This is a genomic window from Pantoea sp. CS_6 (assembly GCF_041954745.1).
In the GTDB taxonomy this organism is placed as follows: Bacteria; Pseudomonadota; Gammaproteobacteria; order Enterobacterales; family Enterobacteriaceae; genus Pantoea; species Pantoea stewartii.
In genome coordinates this window covers 63,207-78,565 of record NZ_JAVAYG010000013.1, presented here as the reverse complement: position 1 = coordinate 78,565, position 15,359 = coordinate 63,207, and the positions used below count along the sequence as shown (strand labels likewise).

General features: G+C 52.4%; 18 protein-coding genes. 7 read left to right on the top strand and 11 right to left on the bottom strand.

Annotated features, from left to right (window positions below; translation table 11 throughout):
- The first annotated feature begins 67 nt into the window (after nucleotides 1-67).
- Nucleotides 68-658: a DUF1454 family protein gene (locus RAC90_RS18240; protein ID WP_006121292.1), complete on the top strand. Its 591-nt coding sequence runs from the start codon at nucleotides 68-70 to the stop codon at nucleotides 656-658.
- Between the two features lie 120 nt (nucleotides 659-778).
- Complete coding sequence (tpiA, locus tag RAC90_RS18235; protein ID WP_033738096.1) at nucleotides 779-1,546, top strand: triose-phosphate isomerase; 768 nt, start codon at nucleotides 779-781, stop codon at nucleotides 1,544-1,546.
- A gap of 31 nt (nucleotides 1,547-1,577) precedes the next feature.
- On the opposite strand, the gene RAC90_RS18230 is transcribed toward tpiA, so the two are convergent.
- The 6 genes from RAC90_RS18230 to cpxP all read right to left on the bottom strand — a co-directional run bounded on the left by RAC90_RS18230 (nucleotide 1,578) and on the right by cpxP (nucleotide 6,999).
- A complete protein-coding gene (locus RAC90_RS18230; RefSeq protein ID WP_375124630.1) occupies nucleotides 1,578-2,351 on the bottom strand; it encodes a CDP-diacylglycerol diphosphatase in 774 nt (257 codons plus the stop codon).
- 108 nt (nucleotides 2,352-2,459) lie between these two features.
- Nucleotides 2,460-3,449: a sulfate ABC transporter substrate-binding protein gene (locus RAC90_RS18225; protein WP_033738094.1), complete on the bottom strand. Its 990-nt coding sequence runs from the start codon at nucleotides 3,447-3,449 to the stop codon at nucleotides 2,460-2,462.
- A 138-nt stretch (nucleotides 3,450-3,587) separates the two neighbouring features.
- The gene (gene pfkA / locus RAC90_RS18220; RefSeq protein WP_006121288.1) at nucleotides 3,588-4,550 is read right to left on the bottom strand and encodes a 6-phosphofructokinase; all 963 of its coding nucleotides are present in this window, start codon (nucleotides 4,548-4,550) and stop codon (nucleotides 3,588-3,590) included.
- A gap of 205 nt (nucleotides 4,551-4,755) precedes the next feature.
- Nucleotides 4,756-5,658 carry a CDF family cation-efflux transporter FieF gene (gene fieF, locus RAC90_RS18215; protein ID WP_006121287.1) on the bottom strand — a complete coding sequence of 301 codons (903 nt, stop codon included), beginning with the start codon at nucleotides 5,656-5,658 and terminating at the stop codon, nucleotides 4,756-4,758.
- 231 nt (nucleotides 5,659-5,889) lie between these two features.
- Entirely contained in the window at nucleotides 5,890-6,054 is a 165-nt protein-coding gene (locus tag RAC90_RS18210) for a KGG domain-containing protein (RefSeq protein ID WP_028723167.1), read from the bottom strand.
- A gap of 435 nt (nucleotides 6,055-6,489) precedes the next feature.
- A complete protein-coding gene (cpxP, locus tag RAC90_RS18205) occupies nucleotides 6,490-6,999 on the bottom strand; it encodes a cell-envelope stress modulator CpxP (RefSeq protein WP_375124620.1) in 510 nt (169 codons plus the stop codon).
- Between the two features lie 148 nt (nucleotides 7,000-7,147).
- Between cpxP and cpxR the strand changes: the two genes are divergently transcribed.
- Genes cpxR through trmL form a run of 3 tightly spaced genes read left to right on the top strand, consistent with a single transcriptional unit; the run spans nucleotide 7,148 to nucleotide 9,731 of the window.
- Complete coding sequence (gene cpxR / locus RAC90_RS18200) at nucleotides 7,148-7,846, top strand: envelope stress response regulator transcription factor CpxR (protein WP_006121283.1); 699 nt, start codon at nucleotides 7,148-7,150, stop codon at nucleotides 7,844-7,846.
- A complete protein-coding gene (gene cpxA, locus RAC90_RS18195) occupies nucleotides 7,843-9,222 on the top strand; it encodes an envelope stress sensor histidine kinase CpxA (protein WP_006121282.1) in 1,380 nt (459 codons plus the stop codon). Before cpxR ends, cpxA begins: the two co-directional genes overlap by 4 nt.
- Nucleotides 9,223-9,257: 35 nt before the next feature.
- Nucleotides 9,258-9,731 carry a tRNA (uridine(34)/cytosine(34)/5-carboxymethylaminomethyluridine(34)-2'-O)-methyltransferase TrmL gene (gene trmL / locus RAC90_RS18190; RefSeq protein WP_006121281.1) on the top strand — a complete coding sequence of 158 codons (474 nt, stop codon included), beginning with the start codon at nucleotides 9,258-9,260 and terminating at the stop codon, nucleotides 9,729-9,731.
- Here trmL and cysE read toward each other — a convergent pair.
- The 5 genes from cysE to RAC90_RS18165 form a co-directional block, all read right to left on the bottom strand.
- Nucleotides 9,728-10,549, bottom strand: a complete 822-nt coding sequence (gene cysE, locus RAC90_RS18185) for a serine O-acetyltransferase (protein WP_006121280.1) — start codon at nucleotides 10,547-10,549, stop codon at nucleotides 9,728-9,730. The genes trmL and cysE overlap by 4 nt on opposite strands.
- A 67-nt stretch (nucleotides 10,550-10,616) precedes the next feature.
- The gene (gene gpsA, locus RAC90_RS18180; protein WP_006121279.1) at nucleotides 10,617-11,633 is read right to left on the bottom strand and encodes an NAD(P)H-dependent glycerol-3-phosphate dehydrogenase; all 1,017 of its coding nucleotides are present in this window, start codon (nucleotides 11,631-11,633) and stop codon (nucleotides 10,617-10,619) included.
- The gene (gene secB, locus RAC90_RS18175) at nucleotides 11,633-12,097 is read right to left on the bottom strand and encodes a protein-export chaperone SecB (protein WP_375124619.1); all 465 of its coding nucleotides are present in this window, start codon (nucleotides 12,095-12,097) and stop codon (nucleotides 11,633-11,635) included. Before secB ends, gpsA begins: the two co-directional genes overlap by 1 nt.
- 38 nt (nucleotides 12,098-12,135) lie before the next feature.
- Entirely contained in the window at nucleotides 12,136-12,390 is a 255-nt protein-coding gene (gene grxC / locus RAC90_RS18170) for a glutaredoxin 3 (RefSeq protein ID WP_033738087.1), read from the bottom strand.
- Nucleotides 12,391-12,406: 16 nt separating this feature from the next.
- Nucleotides 12,407-12,838: a rhodanese-like domain-containing protein gene (locus RAC90_RS18165; RefSeq protein ID WP_006121275.1), complete on the bottom strand. Its 432-nt coding sequence runs from the start codon at nucleotides 12,836-12,838 to the stop codon at nucleotides 12,407-12,409.
- A 252-nt stretch (nucleotides 12,839-13,090) separates the two neighbouring features.
- On the opposite strand from RAC90_RS18165, the gene envC reads away from it, so the two are divergent.
- Nucleotides 13,091-14,392, top strand: coding sequence for a murein hydrolase activator EnvC (gene envC / locus RAC90_RS18160; RefSeq protein WP_039342507.1), 1,302 nt, complete (start codon nucleotides 13,091-13,093; stop codon nucleotides 14,390-14,392).
- On the top strand, nucleotides 14,393-15,304 hold the full coding sequence (locus RAC90_RS18155; RefSeq protein WP_375124618.1) for a divergent polysaccharide deacetylase family protein: 912 nt from the start codon (nucleotides 14,393-14,395) through the stop codon (nucleotides 15,302-15,304). It abuts the gene before it with no gap.
- Nucleotides 15,305-15,359: the final 55 nt, after the last annotated feature.

The window sequence follows — 15,359 nt, the reverse complement described above, 5'->3', positions numbered from 1 at the left end:
CACTTTTGACCTTGAAGATAAAAACCGTTCTAATTTGGCATCGAGTTTATTGGTCAGAGCCGACAAAATGAAGAATTTGCCAGGCGTACTGTTGCTGAGCGTCGCGCTGACGGTTCCGGTATTTGCCGCCGATCCGCAACCCCTCGACAAGGCTGAACACATGCCAACCGCCCCCTATCTGTTACCGGGCGCACCCACGCTGGACATGACCATTGGCCAGTTTCGTGAAAAATACAACCTGGCCAATCCCCAATTGCCGCTCAGGGAATACAGTGCCATTGATACGCGCGATGAAAAGAGCGATCTGACACGCGCCGCCACCAAAATTAATGAAACCCTTTATTCTTCTACGGCGCTTGAGCCGGGCACGGGCAAAATCAAAACGTTGCAGATCACGTGGCTGCCGATTCCGGGGCCTGACCAGAGTGCCTCGCAGGCTAAGGCGCTTGATTATATGACCGCCATGTTACGTTTTTTTGTGCCGGGACTCACGCAGGAAGAAGGGCGAAAAAAGCTGGAAACGCTGCTTAAAGCCGGTAAAGGCTCACGATACTATGAGCACGTTGAAGGCGCACTGCGTTTCGTGGTTTCAGATAACGGGGATAAAGGACTCACCTTTGCCATTGAGCCGGTAAAACTGGCGCTGGCTACGCCCTGATGGACGGGGCAAAAATGACGAAAAGCAAAGCCATGGCATTATTTGATCTCTATACTGTCTGGCAGACAACGTTGCCCCAGGGCAGCGCCATTTCATGTATCGCGTTATGCGGAGGATAGAATGCGACATCCACTGGTTATGGGTAACTGGAAGTTGAATGGCAGCAAGCATATGACAGCCGAACTGATCGACGGTCTGCGCAAAGAACTGTCGGGCGTGGAAGGCTGTGGCGTTGCTATTGCCCCCCCTGCGCTCTATCTTGATCAGGCTAAACATGCTGTCTCCGGTAGCCATATTGCACTGGGTGCTCAAAACGTTGATGTAAACCTGTCTGGCGCATTTACCGGCGAGATTTCCGCTGAGATGCTGAAAGATATTGGCGCGAAGTACATCATCATTGGTCACTCAGAACGCCGCACTTACCATAAAGAAAGCGATGAATTCATTGCGAAAAAATTTGCCGTCTTAAAAGCAGCGGGGCTGGTGCCGGTTCTGTGCATCGGCGAAACCGAAGCCGAAAATGAAGCAGGCAAAACCGAAGAAGTGTGTGCACGTCAGCTTGATGCTGTACTGACCACTCAGGGTGCCGAAGCATTTAAAGATGCGGTTATCGCCTACGAACCCGTCTGGGCGATTGGCACGGGTAAATCAGCCACCCCAGCGCAGGCGCAGGCCGTTCACAAATTCATTCGTGACCATATCGCGAAAAAAGATGCTGCTGTCGCTGAGCAAGTGATTATTCAGTACGGTGGTTCAGTCAACGATAAAAATGCAGCCGAGCTGTTTACGCAGCCGGACATTGACGGTGCCCTGGTTGGCGGTGCGTCACTGAAAGCCGATGCATTTGCGGTCATCGTTAAAGCAGCCGCGGCAGCCAAACAAGGCTGACCTGGCGCTTAGTCCATTCTGAGCGGCCAAATCAGGCCGCTTTTTTTATGGGTTGCAGTAACGCGCAGTCGTGATCCTGCACTTCCTCAGCGGAACCTTTATTTAACAACAGCCAGTTGCGCTCCACTGCCATCAGTATCAACCGCCCATCAGACAAGCGCGCTAACGCGAGGCCGTAGCGGCCCATCTCATCGCGTGCATGCGGTATCTCAGCGGCCAGACGGATAAATACGCTTTGCTCTGCCAGCTCGGCTTCACTCAACGTACGCACGTGATAAGGATGACTGAGAAAGGTGACGGCTTTCCATTCCGGTGTGAACGTGGGTGTCAGCGCATCCAGTTGCTTTCTCACATCAGGCCGAAGGCATGAAAGATGAATATGAAGCTGATTCTGGGTACGGCCATACTGAGAATTGATGGCCAGTGACAGCACACTGTCGTTGATGGGCTTGCCATATTTTTGCGCCACGACGCCTCTGTCCTGCCAGGCCAGGTCAAAATAATTCGGCGTATCTGAACGGAGCAACTGTGAGCTTTCGATTCCGGTGATTTTATCAATGGGGATGAGCAGATACTGAAGGGGGCCGTTTCGGTCTTTCAACAGCGCGTAGCGGTGCTGCAGATCAACGCGCTGACACGGCGCGGGCTGACCATGCGTGAGCTGATCGGGCAGACACTTTTCACTGACGATTTGCCAAAGCGCATCCGCATTCGTTTTAACATGCGTAGCCGCAACCAGGATCCCTGCGCCGATCAATACCAGCAGAAGCGCAATGATGATGAAGGCCCGACGATTTGCCTGCATTGTTATCTTCCCCTGACTGTTTTCATTCGCATCCTCACCTGACAGCGCGTAAATGTCACGCATAAAAAAACCAGCGTTTCCGCTGGTTTCAAGAATAACCGGTAAGGATTACGGCTTCATGATCTGATCATAGGTGCCGCCATCAGCGAAGTGCGTTTTTTGCGCCTTCGCCCAGCCGCCAAACTTGTCGTCGATGGTAAACAGTTTTACCGGCGCAAACGTACTGGCGAACTTCTTCGCGACCTCTTCATTGCGCGGACGATAATAGTTTTCAGCCGCAATCGTCTGCCCTTCCGTCGAGTAGAGATATTTCAGATAGGCTTCCGCCACCTGACGCGTTCCCTTCTCATCGACCACCTTATCCACGACGGACACAGTGGGCTCCGCGAGAATCGATTCACTTGGCGTCACAATTTCAAATTTGTCTTTACCCAGTTTATTGACCGCCAGGTAGGCTTCGTTTTCCCAGGCGATCAGGACATCACCAATACCACGCTCTACAAAGGTATTGGTTGCGCCGCGCGCACCGGAATCCTGCACTTCAACATGCTTAAACAGATCTTTCACGTAACGCTGTGCTTTTGCCTGATCGCCGTTGTTATGATCCAGTGCCCAGCCCCAGGCAGCCAGGTAATTCCAGCGAGCGCCGCCTGACGTTTTAGGATTTGGGGTAATCACCGAAACGCCGGGCTTGATAAGATCGCTCCAGTCATGGATACCTTTAGGGTTGCCTTTACGCACCAAAAAGACAATCGTGGAGGTATAAGGCGCGGAGTTGTCGGGCAGACGTTTAATCCAGTCTTTATCAATGCGACCGCGATCAGCAATTGCATCAACGTCCGACTGCAGCGCCAGTGTCACGACATCAGCACGAATACCGTTGATGACAGAAGTCGCCTGTTTACCTGAACCGCCGTGCGACTGACGGATGACCACGTTGTCGCCCGTTTCCTGTTTGTAGTGCGCGCTAAAGGCCTTGTTGTATTGTTCGTAGAGTTCCCGGGTAGGATCATAAGAAACGTTTAGCAGCTGAATATCCTTCGCCAGAACACTGCCAGATGCCAGTAACAACCCTAAACCCACGGCCCATTTATTCATTGCGCACTCTCCCCATTCATGATGAGACAAGCGTGACATAAACGTGATTATAGCTAAAAGAATTAAAAATAAGCGGTTATAACTTTGGGGAATATGAGGAAGGCATAAGGGCATGCCGTTAAGCATGCCCGGTAATACTTAGTACAGCTGCTTAGCCGTATCCATCCAGTCACGCTTAAAGGGACGTTTCATATTTTCAATGGCATCAATGATATCGTGATGGACCATCTTGTCATTCTGGATACCTACACACCGGCCACCGTAGCCCTGCATCAGCAACTCAATCGAATAGGCACCCATGCGCGACGCAAGAATGCGGTCATAAGCGCAGGGCGCGCCGCCGCGCTGGATATGACCAAGTACCGTGGCGCGCGTTTCGCGTTTGGTTTCTGTTTCGATGAAACGCGCCAGGTCGTCGATATCACAGATGTGCTCCGTAATAGCTACGATCGCGTGCTTTTTACCTTTCGCAATACCGGCTTTAATCTCTGCCACCAGCTCCTCACGAGTGTAAGGAATCTCAGGTAACACGATAAATTCACATCCCCCGGCAATAGCCGCAGCCAGCGTCAGGTCGCCACAGTAACGGCCCATGACTTCAACAATCGAGATGCGCTGATGCGATGACGACGTATCACGCAGGCGGTCAATGGCTTCGACGACCGTTTCCAGCGCCGTAAAGTAGCCGATGGTGTAATCTGTCCCGGCCACGTCGTTGTCAATCGTGCCTGGCAGACCGATACACGGAAAGCCCATTTCGGTGAGCCGCTTGGCCCCCATATACGAACCGTCGCCACCGATCACTACTAAGGCATCAATGCCCCGCTTTTTCAGGTTCTCGATTGCTACCTGGCGGACATCATCATTACGAAACTCAGGAAAACGTGCAGAACCCAGGAACGTGCCGCCGCGATTGATCATATCTGACACACTGTAGCGGTCGAGGTTGATCATGCGATCTTCATATAAACCCTGATAGCCGTCATAGATACCAAAAACTTCCAGCCCTTCGCTTAATGCGGAGCGAACTACACCGCGAATGGCTGCGTTCATGCCTGGGGCGTCACCGCCGCTGGTCAGTACACCAATTTTTTTGATCATGACAACCTCTGGATTGTTCAAAACTAAGGGTTAATCCGGCCTGTGCAACGCTGATGAACACTGATGTGGTAAGCGCGACATATGATGGCAGATAGTATATCAAAGGCCTGATGCTGAATTGATTCAGGTCAGACAACTTTTCACTAATTTTTTTAGCAATGTTAGCTGCATGTCATTTTCATCTTTCTAACGTCTTTCCTGTGCGTCAGAAATTGAATGCATCCTGTTTCTCTGACGGTACCACAGAACAGGGATCCTGATGAATAATGACGTCCGACCCGGGAAAGGCTTCGCGTAATGCTTTTTCAACCTGATCGGCGATTCGGTGTGCCTGCACTAACGGTAATTGATCTTCCAGCTCTACGTGAAGCTGAATAAATTTCGTCGGGCCAGACTGACGCGTCCGCACATCATGAACGCCTTGCACACCGGGCCAGTTTGATGAAATCGCAATAATATGTTGTCGTTCTTCATCGGGTAAGGCTCTGTCCAACAGGGACTGAACGGCTTCATAGCCCATCCGAAGTGCGCTGACGAGAATATACACGCCAATGCCCAGCGCAAACAGCGCATCGGCGCGAGCGAATCCGTAGCTGGTTAACACCAGCGCGACCAAAATTGCCCCGTTCATGAAAACATCGGATTGATAATGCAGCATATCGGCCCGAATCGCCTGACTGCGTGTTTTTCGTACGACCCAGCGCTGGAAAGCCACCAGCAGTAATGTCGAAATGAGAGCCAGCACCGTCACGATAATGCCCATACCGGGCGATCGCAGTTCATTCGGGGAAGCGAGATGCTGAATACCCGTCAGAAAGAGGAAAAGTGCAGAACCTGAAATGAACATGCTTTGCGCCAGGGCGGCCAGCGATTCCGCTTTACCGTGGCCAAAGGTGTGATCGGCGTCAGCGGGCTGAAGGGAATAGCGCACCACCAGCAGGTTTGTCAGGGAAGCGGCAATGTCCACCAGCGAATCAACCATGGCAGCCAGCAGGCTAACCGATCCGGTATACCACCAGGCAAAAATCTTGATAATTAACAAGGTTGTCGCCAGCAGCGTCGCCGCAATCGCCGCAGATTTAACCCACTTTCCATACGAAGCCTGCATGCCACACTCCATGAACATCATGACTGAAGAGGTAAAATAACAGCAGAGAAGGGCTAAGTTTAACACTGACGCAGGCGATGCGCCCGACTGATACCGTTCGGACAGCGTGATGAGGGATAAGACGGGAAGAGATAATACGACTTCGCCCCATCGGGTAACGATGGGGCGAAGGATTGCTTACCTAAGTAAGCGCCAAATCAACGTGCAGATTTGGTTCAGTGCTCAGCAAAATTATTTTTTGCCGCCTTTCTTGCCCGCTTCGGAGGCTTTTTCGGGGTTATTTTTGAAATTACCGCCGCCGCCGTTGCCGCTGCTCTTTCCGCCTTTTTTACCGGCTTCAGAGGCTTTTTGCGGGTTGTCTGCGAAATTACCTGAACCACCACGATGCTCTGCCATAATTTACTCCATTAATAGATTAATTCGGACTACATGATGTGGTTGCTGCTCTCCGTTAATTTCAGAAGTGCATCGGCTTCCTTGCTGAGACAATATAAGTGTAGGCGAGGCCGGATAAGGTGCAAGCGGAGCGGGATATTTACAGCCCCTTGAAAAGAAAGGAAAATGCACAAATAAATTAATGTAATCTTTATATTTATCAATCGATTGGAAATAACTCACGACCTGTAAAACAGATCGGCAAGACAGTAATAACAGACAGGAAAGCGTGCGTAAGAAAAATAAAAAAACGTTGCCATTCAATCGTCCAGATCATTTTTTCGCGCACTGTAAAACTACAGTAAATAATGGCGAAAAACAGATAAAAAAAACCCCCTCATCATGAGGGGGAAGACAGGGATGTGTCTATGGCAAGGAAAACAGGGATACTATTTACTACTGGTTACTACTGGTACGACTTACGGGTTGCAGCGTCGAAGCTGGCTGCAAACTTGAGAGCTTACGCATGGCATTCAGGCGCTGCTCATAATTCTTCTGTAACGCGGCCTGCTGCTCGGGCGTTAACAGGTGGTACATCTGATTACGCACTCTCGCCATCTCAACTTGCTGTTCAACCTGAACTTTGGCGATGGCCTCTGCCTTGTCACGTATGGCCGCTTCGTTAAATTTATCTGCCGTCACCAAATCGTGCATAGCTGCGATATCATCAATATTCGTTGCCGGACGGTCATGTCGGGCTTGCTGCATAAGGTCACGCATTTGTTGTCGTTGATGTTCCGTCAACTCAATGCCGTCGAACATGTGACTTTGCGAATTTTGCGTCATACTGCCTATCGTAAATCCGCCGTGATGCACCTCGTCAAGCGCCATCGACTCTGCTGCTCCTGCGCTGGCGTGACTGAGAACCATCGCTGAGGCAAGAACGACGGCGGTTAATTTGCGCATCGTTTACTCCAGTTCGTTCTGTTTTGCGATTCAACGATAGCCAGTGTACGGCGATAGCTGCAAACATCCGTCAGGGGGTGTAAAAGTACGTAAAGCGATGGATTGGTATCATAGGAACACGCTATTTTGCCTGCGGAGGGCTACAAAAATGAATAAAATCCTGTTGGTAGATGATGACCGCGAATTGACTTCGCTTTTAAAAGAACTGTTAGAAATGGAAGGGTTTGAAGTGGTGGTTGCCAGCGATGGTGAACAAGCACTGAATCTGCTCGATAACTCAATTGATTTGCTTTTACTGGATGTCATGATGCCCAAGAAAAACGGTATCGACACCCTGAAAGAATTACGCCAGCAGTATCAAACACCTGTGATTATGCTTACCGCCCGCGGAAGCGAGCTTGATCGTGTGCTGGGCCTTGAGCTGGGCGCCGATGACTATCTGCCTAAGCCCTTTAACGATCGGGAGCTGGTTGCGCGCATACGCGCTATCCTGCGCCGTTCGAACTGGAGCGAACAACAGCAGCAGCACGATAACAGCTCACCTACGCTGGAAGTGGACTGCCTGCGCCTGAACCCGGGCCGTCAGGAAGCCAGTTTCGATAACGAAACGCTGGATCTCACCGGCACAGAATTCACCCTGTTGTACCTTTTGGCTCAGCATTTAGGTCAGGTTGTCTCGCGCGAGCATCTTAGCCAGGAGGTGCTGGGTAAACGCCTGACGCCTTTTGACCGTGCCATCGATATGCACATCTCGAACCTGCGCCGTAAACTCCCTGAACGTCGCGATGGGCATCCGTGGTTCAAGACCTTACGTGGCCGCGGTTATTTGATGGTTTCGGCATCATGATAGGCAGTTTGACTACCCGCATCTTTGCTATTTTCTGGCTGACGCTGGCACTGGTATTGATGCTGGTGCTCATGGTACCCAAGCTTGATTCACGCCAGATGACGGCGCTGCTGGAAAGCGAGCAGCGCCAGGGCACGATGATCGAGCAGCACGTTGAAGCCGAGCTGTCACGCGATCCGCCTAATGATTTGATGTGGTGGCGGCGCTTATTTCGCGCTATTGAGAAGTGGGCTCCACCCGGCCAACGTTTGCTCCTGGTCACCAGTGAAGGCCGGGTCATCGGCGCACAGCATAATGAAATGCAGGTCATTCGTAACTTCATCGGTCAGTCAGATAACGCCGATCACCCACAGAAGAAGAAATATGGCCGGGTAGAGATGGTAGGTCCTTTCGCCGTCCGGGATGGAGAGGATAACTATCAGCTGTATCTGATCCGCCCCGCCAGCAGCTCTCAGTTGGATTTTATTAATCTGTTGTTTGATCGCCCTTTGCTGCTGCTCATTGTTACCATGCTGATTAGCTCACCGCTTCTGTTGTGGCTGGCATGGAGCCTGGCGCGTCCTGCACGGAAACTTAAATATGCCGCGGACGAAGTCGCCAGCGGTAATCTGCGCCAGCATCCTGAACTGGAATCAGGCCCACAGGAATTTCTGGCGGCAGGTTCCAGCTTTAACCAGATGGTCAGTGCGCTGGAACGGATGATGAACGGTCAGCAGCGCTTACTGTCTGATATCAGCCACGAATTACGCACGCCGCTAACGCGATTACAGCTGGCGACCGCCCTGCTGCGCCGTCGTCATGGTGAAGGCAAAGAGCTGGAACGTATAGAGACGGAAGCACAACGCCTCGATGGCATGATTAATGACCTACTGGTGCTGTCGAGGACCCAGCATAAGAACGCGCTGGTCAGCGAAGCCATGAAGGCAAATCAGCTGTGGAACGGCGTGCTGGAAGACGCCCGATTTGAAGCGGAACAAATGGGTAAGACACTGGAGATCCCTTATCCTCCAGGGCCATGGCCTTTGTATGGTAACCCCCATGCGCTTGAAAGTGCGCTGGAGAATATCGTGCGGAATGCGTTGCGCTACTCTCATACTCATATCAGCGTCAGTTTTTCCGTTGATATTTCAGGCATTACCGTTCACGTTGACGACGATGGTCCCGGCGTGAGCCCGGAAGATCGTGAGCAGATATTCCGACCGTTTTACCGCACTGACGAGGCGCGCGACCGAGAGTCCGGCGGCACCGGCCTGGGGCTGGCTATTGTGGAAACGGCCATTCAGCAGCACCGTGGCTGGGTAAAAGCAGATGACAGCCCACTGGGTGGTCTGCGTCTGACAATCTGGCTGCCACTTTACTCCTCTGGCAGACAATAATTTGCTATGCTTCGGCCCTCGTTACCGGGGGCCTTATGCTTAACATCGTACTCTTTGAACCAGAAATTCCACCCAATACAGGTAATATTATTCGCCTGTGCGCCAATACCGGCTTCCAGCTTCACCTTATCGAACCGCTGGGTTTTGCCTGGGACGACAAGCGCCTTCGTCGCGCGGGACTGGATTACCACGAGTTCACCGCCATTAAGTTCCATGCTGATTTTCAGGCGTTCATGACGACCGAGCAACCTGCGCGGCTGTTTGCGTTGACAACGAAGGGGACGCCCGCGCACAGTGCCGTCGCCTGGCAGCAGGGAGATTATCTGCTGTTTGGTCCAGAGAGTCGGGGCTTGCCCGCAGAGGTGCTACAGACGCTGCCTGCAGAGCAAAAAATACGGATTCCCATGCGGGCGGAAAGCCGCAGTATGAATTTATCAAATGCGGTATCCGTGGTGGTATACGAAGCCTGGCGCCAACTCGACTACGCTGGCGCGTTGATTAAGTCCTAAATTCCGTCACCAAACTGAAAGCCTGCGCCATTGCCGCTGAAATGCTGGTCCATATCCATGGACGGCTTTTCACTGCCGGGCTTGCCAACGATGCGCGCAGGCACGCCAGCGGCGGTGGTGTGAGGCGGAATGGGTTGCAGCACAACAGAGCCAGCACCAATCTTGGCACCGCGACCAACTTCAATATTGCCCAGAATTTTTGCACCTGCGCCAATCATGACGCCTTCGCGAATTTTCGGATGACGGTCGCCGCTGGTTTTACCGGTCCCGCCGAGCGTCACCGACTGCAGGATGGACACATCGTTTTCCACGACGGCCGTTTCACCGATCACAATACCCGTAGCGTGATCCAGCATGATCCCGTGTCCAATTTTTGCGGCCGGATGAATGTCCACAGCAAAGGAAACGGACACTTCATTTTGCAGGTAAACGGCTAAGGCGCGTCGGCCTTCATTCCAAAGCCAGTGCCCGATACGATGGGCCTGAAGCGCATGAAAACCTTTCAGATACAGCAGCGGCGTCGAATATTTATCAACCGCAGGATCGCGCTGGCGCACGGCCTGAATATCGCAGGCAGCGGAAGCAATCATTGAGGGATCTTTTCGGTAGGCCTCTTCGACAACTTCACGAATCGCGATAGCAGGCATGATTGGATTCGCCAGCTTATTGGCCAGCATATAGCTCAGGGCGCTGCCCAGATTCTCATGCTTAAGCAATGTCGCATGATAAAAGCTGGCCAGCATTGGCTCGCAGTCTGCCAGCGCGCGTGCTTCTGCCTTAATGTTGTTCCAGACCAGTTCTAACTCATCAGACGACATGCTGTTTTCTCCCGATAAAAAAAGCGCCTTGACCGGCGCTACAGGTGATGACGCTTGGCTTCCTGCTTTAGTTTGTGCTGTTTTCGTCCTTCCGTGAACGCCCCAGCAGGCTTAATGCTGCATCTCGTGCCGGTTTTCCGCAATAGAGCACCTGATAAATCTGTTCGGTGATAGGCATTTCAACTCCTGTGCGTGCCGCCAGCGCTTTGACTTCTTTGGTATTTCTGTAGCCTTCTACAACTTGTCCGATAATACGTTGTGCACTATCGACATCTTCACCCTGCCCGAGCATCATGCCAAAACGGCGATTGCGCGATTGGTTATCAGTACAGGTCAGCACCAGATCACCCAAACCGGCCATGCCCATAAATGTTGTAGCATCTGCGCCTAATGCCGCACCCAGACGACTCATCTCGGCCAGCCCGCGCGTAATTAACGCCGTGCGTGCATTCGCGCCAAAGCCGATGCCATCAGACATGCCAGCACCGATAGCAATGACGTTTTTCACCGCGCCGCCCAGTTGAACCCCAATAAAATCGGGATTGTTATAGACGCGAAAGCTTTTACCGCAGTGCAGTCGCTGTTGTAAATCGTCTGCGAACTGCGCGTCAGTAGCCGCCAGCGCAATCGCTGTCGGTAAACCCGCTGCCAGTTCTTTTGCAAAAGTGGGGCCGGAGATGACGGCCAGTGGAATCGTTTCGCCCAAAATGTCGCGGGCAACATCCTGCAGCAGACGACCCGTTTCCTTCTCCAGTCCTTTCGTTGCCCAGACGATGCGTGAGTCATCACGTAAACCGGGCTTTATCTGCGTCAGCACATCGCCGAAAACATGACTCGGTACAACGACCAACAAATCGCGGCTGGCGGCTATAACGGTATTCAGATCAGGTTCAACAGTCAGATTATCGGGAAACGTTACATCTGGCAGGAACGCACGGTTGCAGCGGTCGGACTGAAGTTGTGCCATATGGGCAGGATTGTGCCCCCACAGCAGCACCGGGTGGCCATTGCGGGCCAGCGTAATCGCCAAAGCGGTGCCGTATGAACCGGCACCGATGACGCTAATCGAAGCGTGAGTGGTCATCAGGCATCCTGATGTTGCGCTTCTTCGCCTTGCTGCTGCTGCAGATAATTCATAAACAGCGCATCAAAGTTCACTGGCGCAAGGTTAAGCTGCGGGAAGGTACCACGTGAAACCAGGCTGGTGATGCATTCGCGGGCATAAGGGAACAGGATATTTGGGCAGTAAGCGCCAAGGCAATGCGCCATCTGGGTACCTTCAATGCCACCGATGGTGAAAATACCTGCCTGCTGAACTTCACACAGGAAAGCGGTATCTTCGCCAACGGTTGCCGTAACGGTCACACGCAGCACCACTTCATACACTTCCTCAGCCAGTTGCGAAGAGGCAGTATCCAGATCCAGCTTAACGTCTGGCTCCCACTCTTTCTGAAACACCTGCGGCGCATTGGGCGCTTCAAAAGAAATATCCTTCGTGTAAACGCGCTGAATCTGGAATTGCATTTCGTTAGTGTTATGTTCTGACATGTGACTAAGTCCTGTAAGTTAAAATGTCTGGCGTAAAACTACGCCTGAAGTAACGGATCTAAACCCTGACGATCGTTAAGTGCCATCAAATCGTCGCAGCCACCAATATGCTGGCCATCAATAAAGATCTGAGGCACTGTCGTGCGGCCGCTGCGCTTAATCATCTCTTCACGTTTTGCCATGTCCCCATCAATGGGGATCTCCTGGAACGCCGCGCCTTTCTCATTCAGCAGCGCTTTTGCGCGATGACAATACGGACAGGTTGGTTTGGTATAAATCTCAACGTTTGCCATAGGGACCTCAGGATGGTTATTTACCGCGAACTAACGGCAGATTTTCGCCGCTCCAACCGCTAATACCGTCTTTGAGCACGCTCACCTGATTGAAACCTGCCGCGCTCAGATGTGCAGCAGGATCGGCCGCGCTCTGCCCGGTAGCGCATACCACAATTATGGGCTGTGTTTTATGCTTTTCCAGCTCGCCAAAACTGCCTTTCTTGATATCAGCTGCAGCGACGTTGACCGCGCCCGAAATATGCCCCTTGCGGTAATCGTCGCGCGAACGCACGTCTACCACCACCGCATCCTCTTTGTTAATAAGTCGGGTTGCTTCGCCTCGACTGATCGTTTTTACTTTAGAGAACATCCCTTTAACGGTGGTCACAATCACCAGTATAAGTAAAACGACCCATGCCAGACTCAGGATGGGGTGATTGCTTGCAAACTGCATAATTTCTTGCATGAGGGGTAACGACTCCAGACCGGGCTAATAAGCTAAAACAAGGCTTCTGAGTATACCTGCGCCACTTCGCATGTACAGACGCTAAGCGGGCAGAGTGATAATTTGTGCGTCATTTTCCAAAAAAATTCACCGAATGGCAAAAATGTCGTGACGCTTATGCCTTGTACTGTTGAAAATGGTCACGTTTAGGGAAGCAAAAGCCGGTCGGCAATGCTGGTAAGCAACTGTTCATCGTGGAATAATCATCGACCTATGAAGGGAAAGACAACTGCTCTGCCAACATGGACCCGTCACAACGGCGTTACCGTGCCGCTGTTTACACGCTTGTCCGTTCTGTCTTTTAGCCTGCTTTATGCGGGCCTGTTGTCATTGCCCTTACCCGGGCTGGCCGCTGATGATAACAAAGCGCAACTGAAATCCATTCAGCAGGAAATTGCTGAAAAAGAAAAAAGCGTTAAGGCGCAAAAAGCCCAGCGCAGCCAGTTGCTTAATCAGCTGCAAAGTCAGGAAAAAATCATTGCGCAGGCCAGCCGGCAGTTGCGTGAAACGCGCAATAGTCTGTCCGCCTTAAACAATGACATCGCGCAGGTCACCGCCTCCGTTGCCCACCTTGAGAAACAACAGGCTCAGCAGGAAAAACTGCTGGCAGAGCAACTGGATGCCGCTTTTCGTCAGGGCCAGCACAAGGGCCTGCAACTGCTGTTAGGTGGCGAAGAAAGTCAGCGCAGCGAGCGCATCCTGGCTTACTTTGGTTACCTGAACACGGCACGTCAGGAAAATATCACCGCCCTGCAAACTACCCGCAAGGAACTGGCTCAACAGCGCGCATCGCTGGAACAAAAACAGCAGCAGCAAAAATCGTTGTTAACTCAGCAGCAAGCACAGCAGGACAAACTTCAGCAAGCCAGTGCCGCCCGCAAAAAAACGCTAACCTCTCTGGAAAGTGCGCTGCAGAAAGATCAGGCTGATTTGGTCGAGATGCGGCAGAACGAAAGCCGCCTGCAAGACAAAATTGCCCGTGCCGAGCGAGAAGCGCGTGAACGCGCCGCACGGGAAGCGCGTGAGGCTGAAAAAGTCCGCCAGCGTCAGGTGCAGGCAAAAGCGAAAGGCTCCAGCTATCAGCCAACCCAGAGTGAACGCGAACTGATGGCGCGCACAGGCGGGCTTGGGCGGCCAAATGGTCAGGACATCTGGCCAGTAAGAGGACGGATTGAGCATCGCTTCGGTGAGGAGCTTCAGGGCGAATTACGCTGGAAAGGGCTGGTCATTAACGCGCCTGAGGGCACAGAAGTTAAAGCCATTGCCGATGGTCGCGTGTTGATGGCTGACTGGTTACAGGGTTATGGCCTCGTCGTCGTGATTGAACATGGCAAAGGGGATATGAGCCTCTATGGTTACAACCAAAGCGCACTGGTCAGCGTCGGCGCTCAGGTAAAAGCAGGTCAGCCTATTGCCCTGGTCGGCACCAGCGGTGGCCGTGGTACACCTTCGCTCTACTTTGAAATCCGGCGTCAGGGTAAAGCGGTTAATCCACTTCCGTGGTTAGGAAAATAAGTGTTACGTCAGCGAAAGACCCTGGTTGCGCTGCTGAGTGGATTGCTGCTCAGTTTCGCAGCCCAGGCCGGTAAACTCGCCATTGTTATTGATGATGTCGGCTACCGGCCTACAGAAGAGAATAAAGTGTTGCAGATGCCGCAGGCGATATCGGTTGCTGTCCTCCCCGATGCGCCCTATGCACGTCAAATGGCAATCAAAGCGCATCAGGGCGGACACGAAGTCCTGATCCATCTGCCCATGGCCCCTCTCAGTAAGCAACCCCTTGAAAAAAACACGTTAACGCCCGAGATGAGCAGCGCCGAGATTGATCGCATCATCCGGAGTGCAGTAAATAACGTGCCTTATGCGGTGGGGCTGAATAACCATATGGGCAGCAAAATGACGTCCAGTCTGCCGGGTATGCAAAAAGTCATGCAGGCTCTTAACCAGTACAATCTGTACTTCCTTGACAGCATGACGATTGGCAACAGCCAGTCTGTACCCGCCGCCCAGGGCACGCATGTCAGAGTGCTAAAGCGCAGGGTCTTTCTGGACGACAGCCAGGACATCAACGCCATCCGTCAGCAATTTAGTCGGGCAGTGAAACTGGCCGAGCGGGATGGCTATGCGATTGCGATTGGTCACCCGCACCCGAACACTGTGCGCGTGTTGCAACAAATGCTGCCCACTTTGCCTGCGGATATTACGCTGGTGACACCGGGTCAGTTATTAAATGAGCCGCTGCATAACGGCAGTGCTTCGCCGGCAAAAACCCTGCCGCGCAATAAACCAGCGCAAGGCTTCCAGCCGCCAGGCGAATGTAAAGTGAAGCAACCACTGTCACCTGTGCCTGCTACACGCGCACTGGGCGTGATTGGTGAGAGCATCGCTGAGAGCCCGCTGTATCGCCGTATTAATGCACTTTTCTGACACACTCAGCATCGGCCTTAAACCCGATGCTGAGCGTCAACGTTAAAAAAACAAA

Coding starts and splice junctions, on each gene's coding strand:
- RAC90_RS18240 (WP_006121292.1), top strand. CDS start 68: ATGAAGAATTTGCCAGGCGTACTGTTGCTGAGCGTCGCGCTGACGGTT.
- tpiA (WP_033738096.1), top strand. CDS start 779: ATGCGACATCCACTGGTTATGGGTAACTGGAAGTTGAATGGCAGCAAG.
- RAC90_RS18230 (WP_375124630.1), bottom strand. CDS start 2,351: ATGCAGGCAAATCGTCGGGCCTTCATCATCATTGCGCTTCTGCTGGTA.
- RAC90_RS18225 (WP_033738094.1), bottom strand. CDS start 3,449: ATGAATAAATGGGCCGTGGGTTTAGGGTTGTTACTGGCATCTGGCAGT.
- pfkA (WP_006121288.1), bottom strand. CDS start 4,550: ATGATCAAAAAAATTGGTGTACTGACCAGCGGCGGTGACGCCCCAGGC.
- fieF (WP_006121287.1), bottom strand. CDS start 5,658: ATGCAGGCTTCGTATGGAAAGTGGGTTAAATCTGCGGCGATTGCGGCG.
- RAC90_RS18210 (WP_028723167.1), bottom strand. CDS start 6,054: ATGGCAGAGCATCGTGGTGGTTCAGGTAATTTCGCAGACAACCCGCAA.
- cpxP (WP_375124620.1), bottom strand. CDS start 6,999: ATGCGCAAATTAACCGCCGTCGTTCTTGCCTCAGCGATGGTTCTCAGT.
- cpxR (WP_006121283.1), top strand. CDS start 7,148: ATGAATAAAATCCTGTTGGTAGATGATGACCGCGAATTGACTTCGCTT.
- cpxA (WP_006121282.1), top strand. CDS start 7,843: ATGATAGGCAGTTTGACTACCCGCATCTTTGCTATTTTCTGGCTGACG.
- trmL (WP_006121281.1), top strand. CDS start 9,258: ATGCTTAACATCGTACTCTTTGAACCAGAAATTCCACCCAATACAGGT.
- cysE (WP_006121280.1), bottom strand. CDS start 10,549: ATGTCGTCTGATGAGTTAGAACTGGTCTGGAACAACATTAAGGCAGAA.
- gpsA (WP_006121279.1), bottom strand. CDS start 11,633: ATGACCACTCACGCTTCGATTAGCGTCATCGGTGCCGGTTCATACGGC.
- secB (WP_375124619.1), bottom strand. CDS start 12,097: ATGTCAGAACATAACACTAACGAAATGCAATTCCAGATTCAGCGCGTT.
- grxC (WP_033738087.1), bottom strand. CDS start 12,390: ATGGCAAACGTTGAGATTTATACCAAACCAACCTGTCCGTATTGTCAT.
- RAC90_RS18165 (WP_006121275.1), bottom strand. CDS start 12,838: ATGCAAGAAATTATGCAGTTTGCAAGCAATCACCCCATCCTGAGTCTG.
- envC (WP_039342507.1), top strand. CDS start 13,091: ATGAAGGGAAAGACAACTGCTCTGCCAACATGGACCCGTCACAACGGC.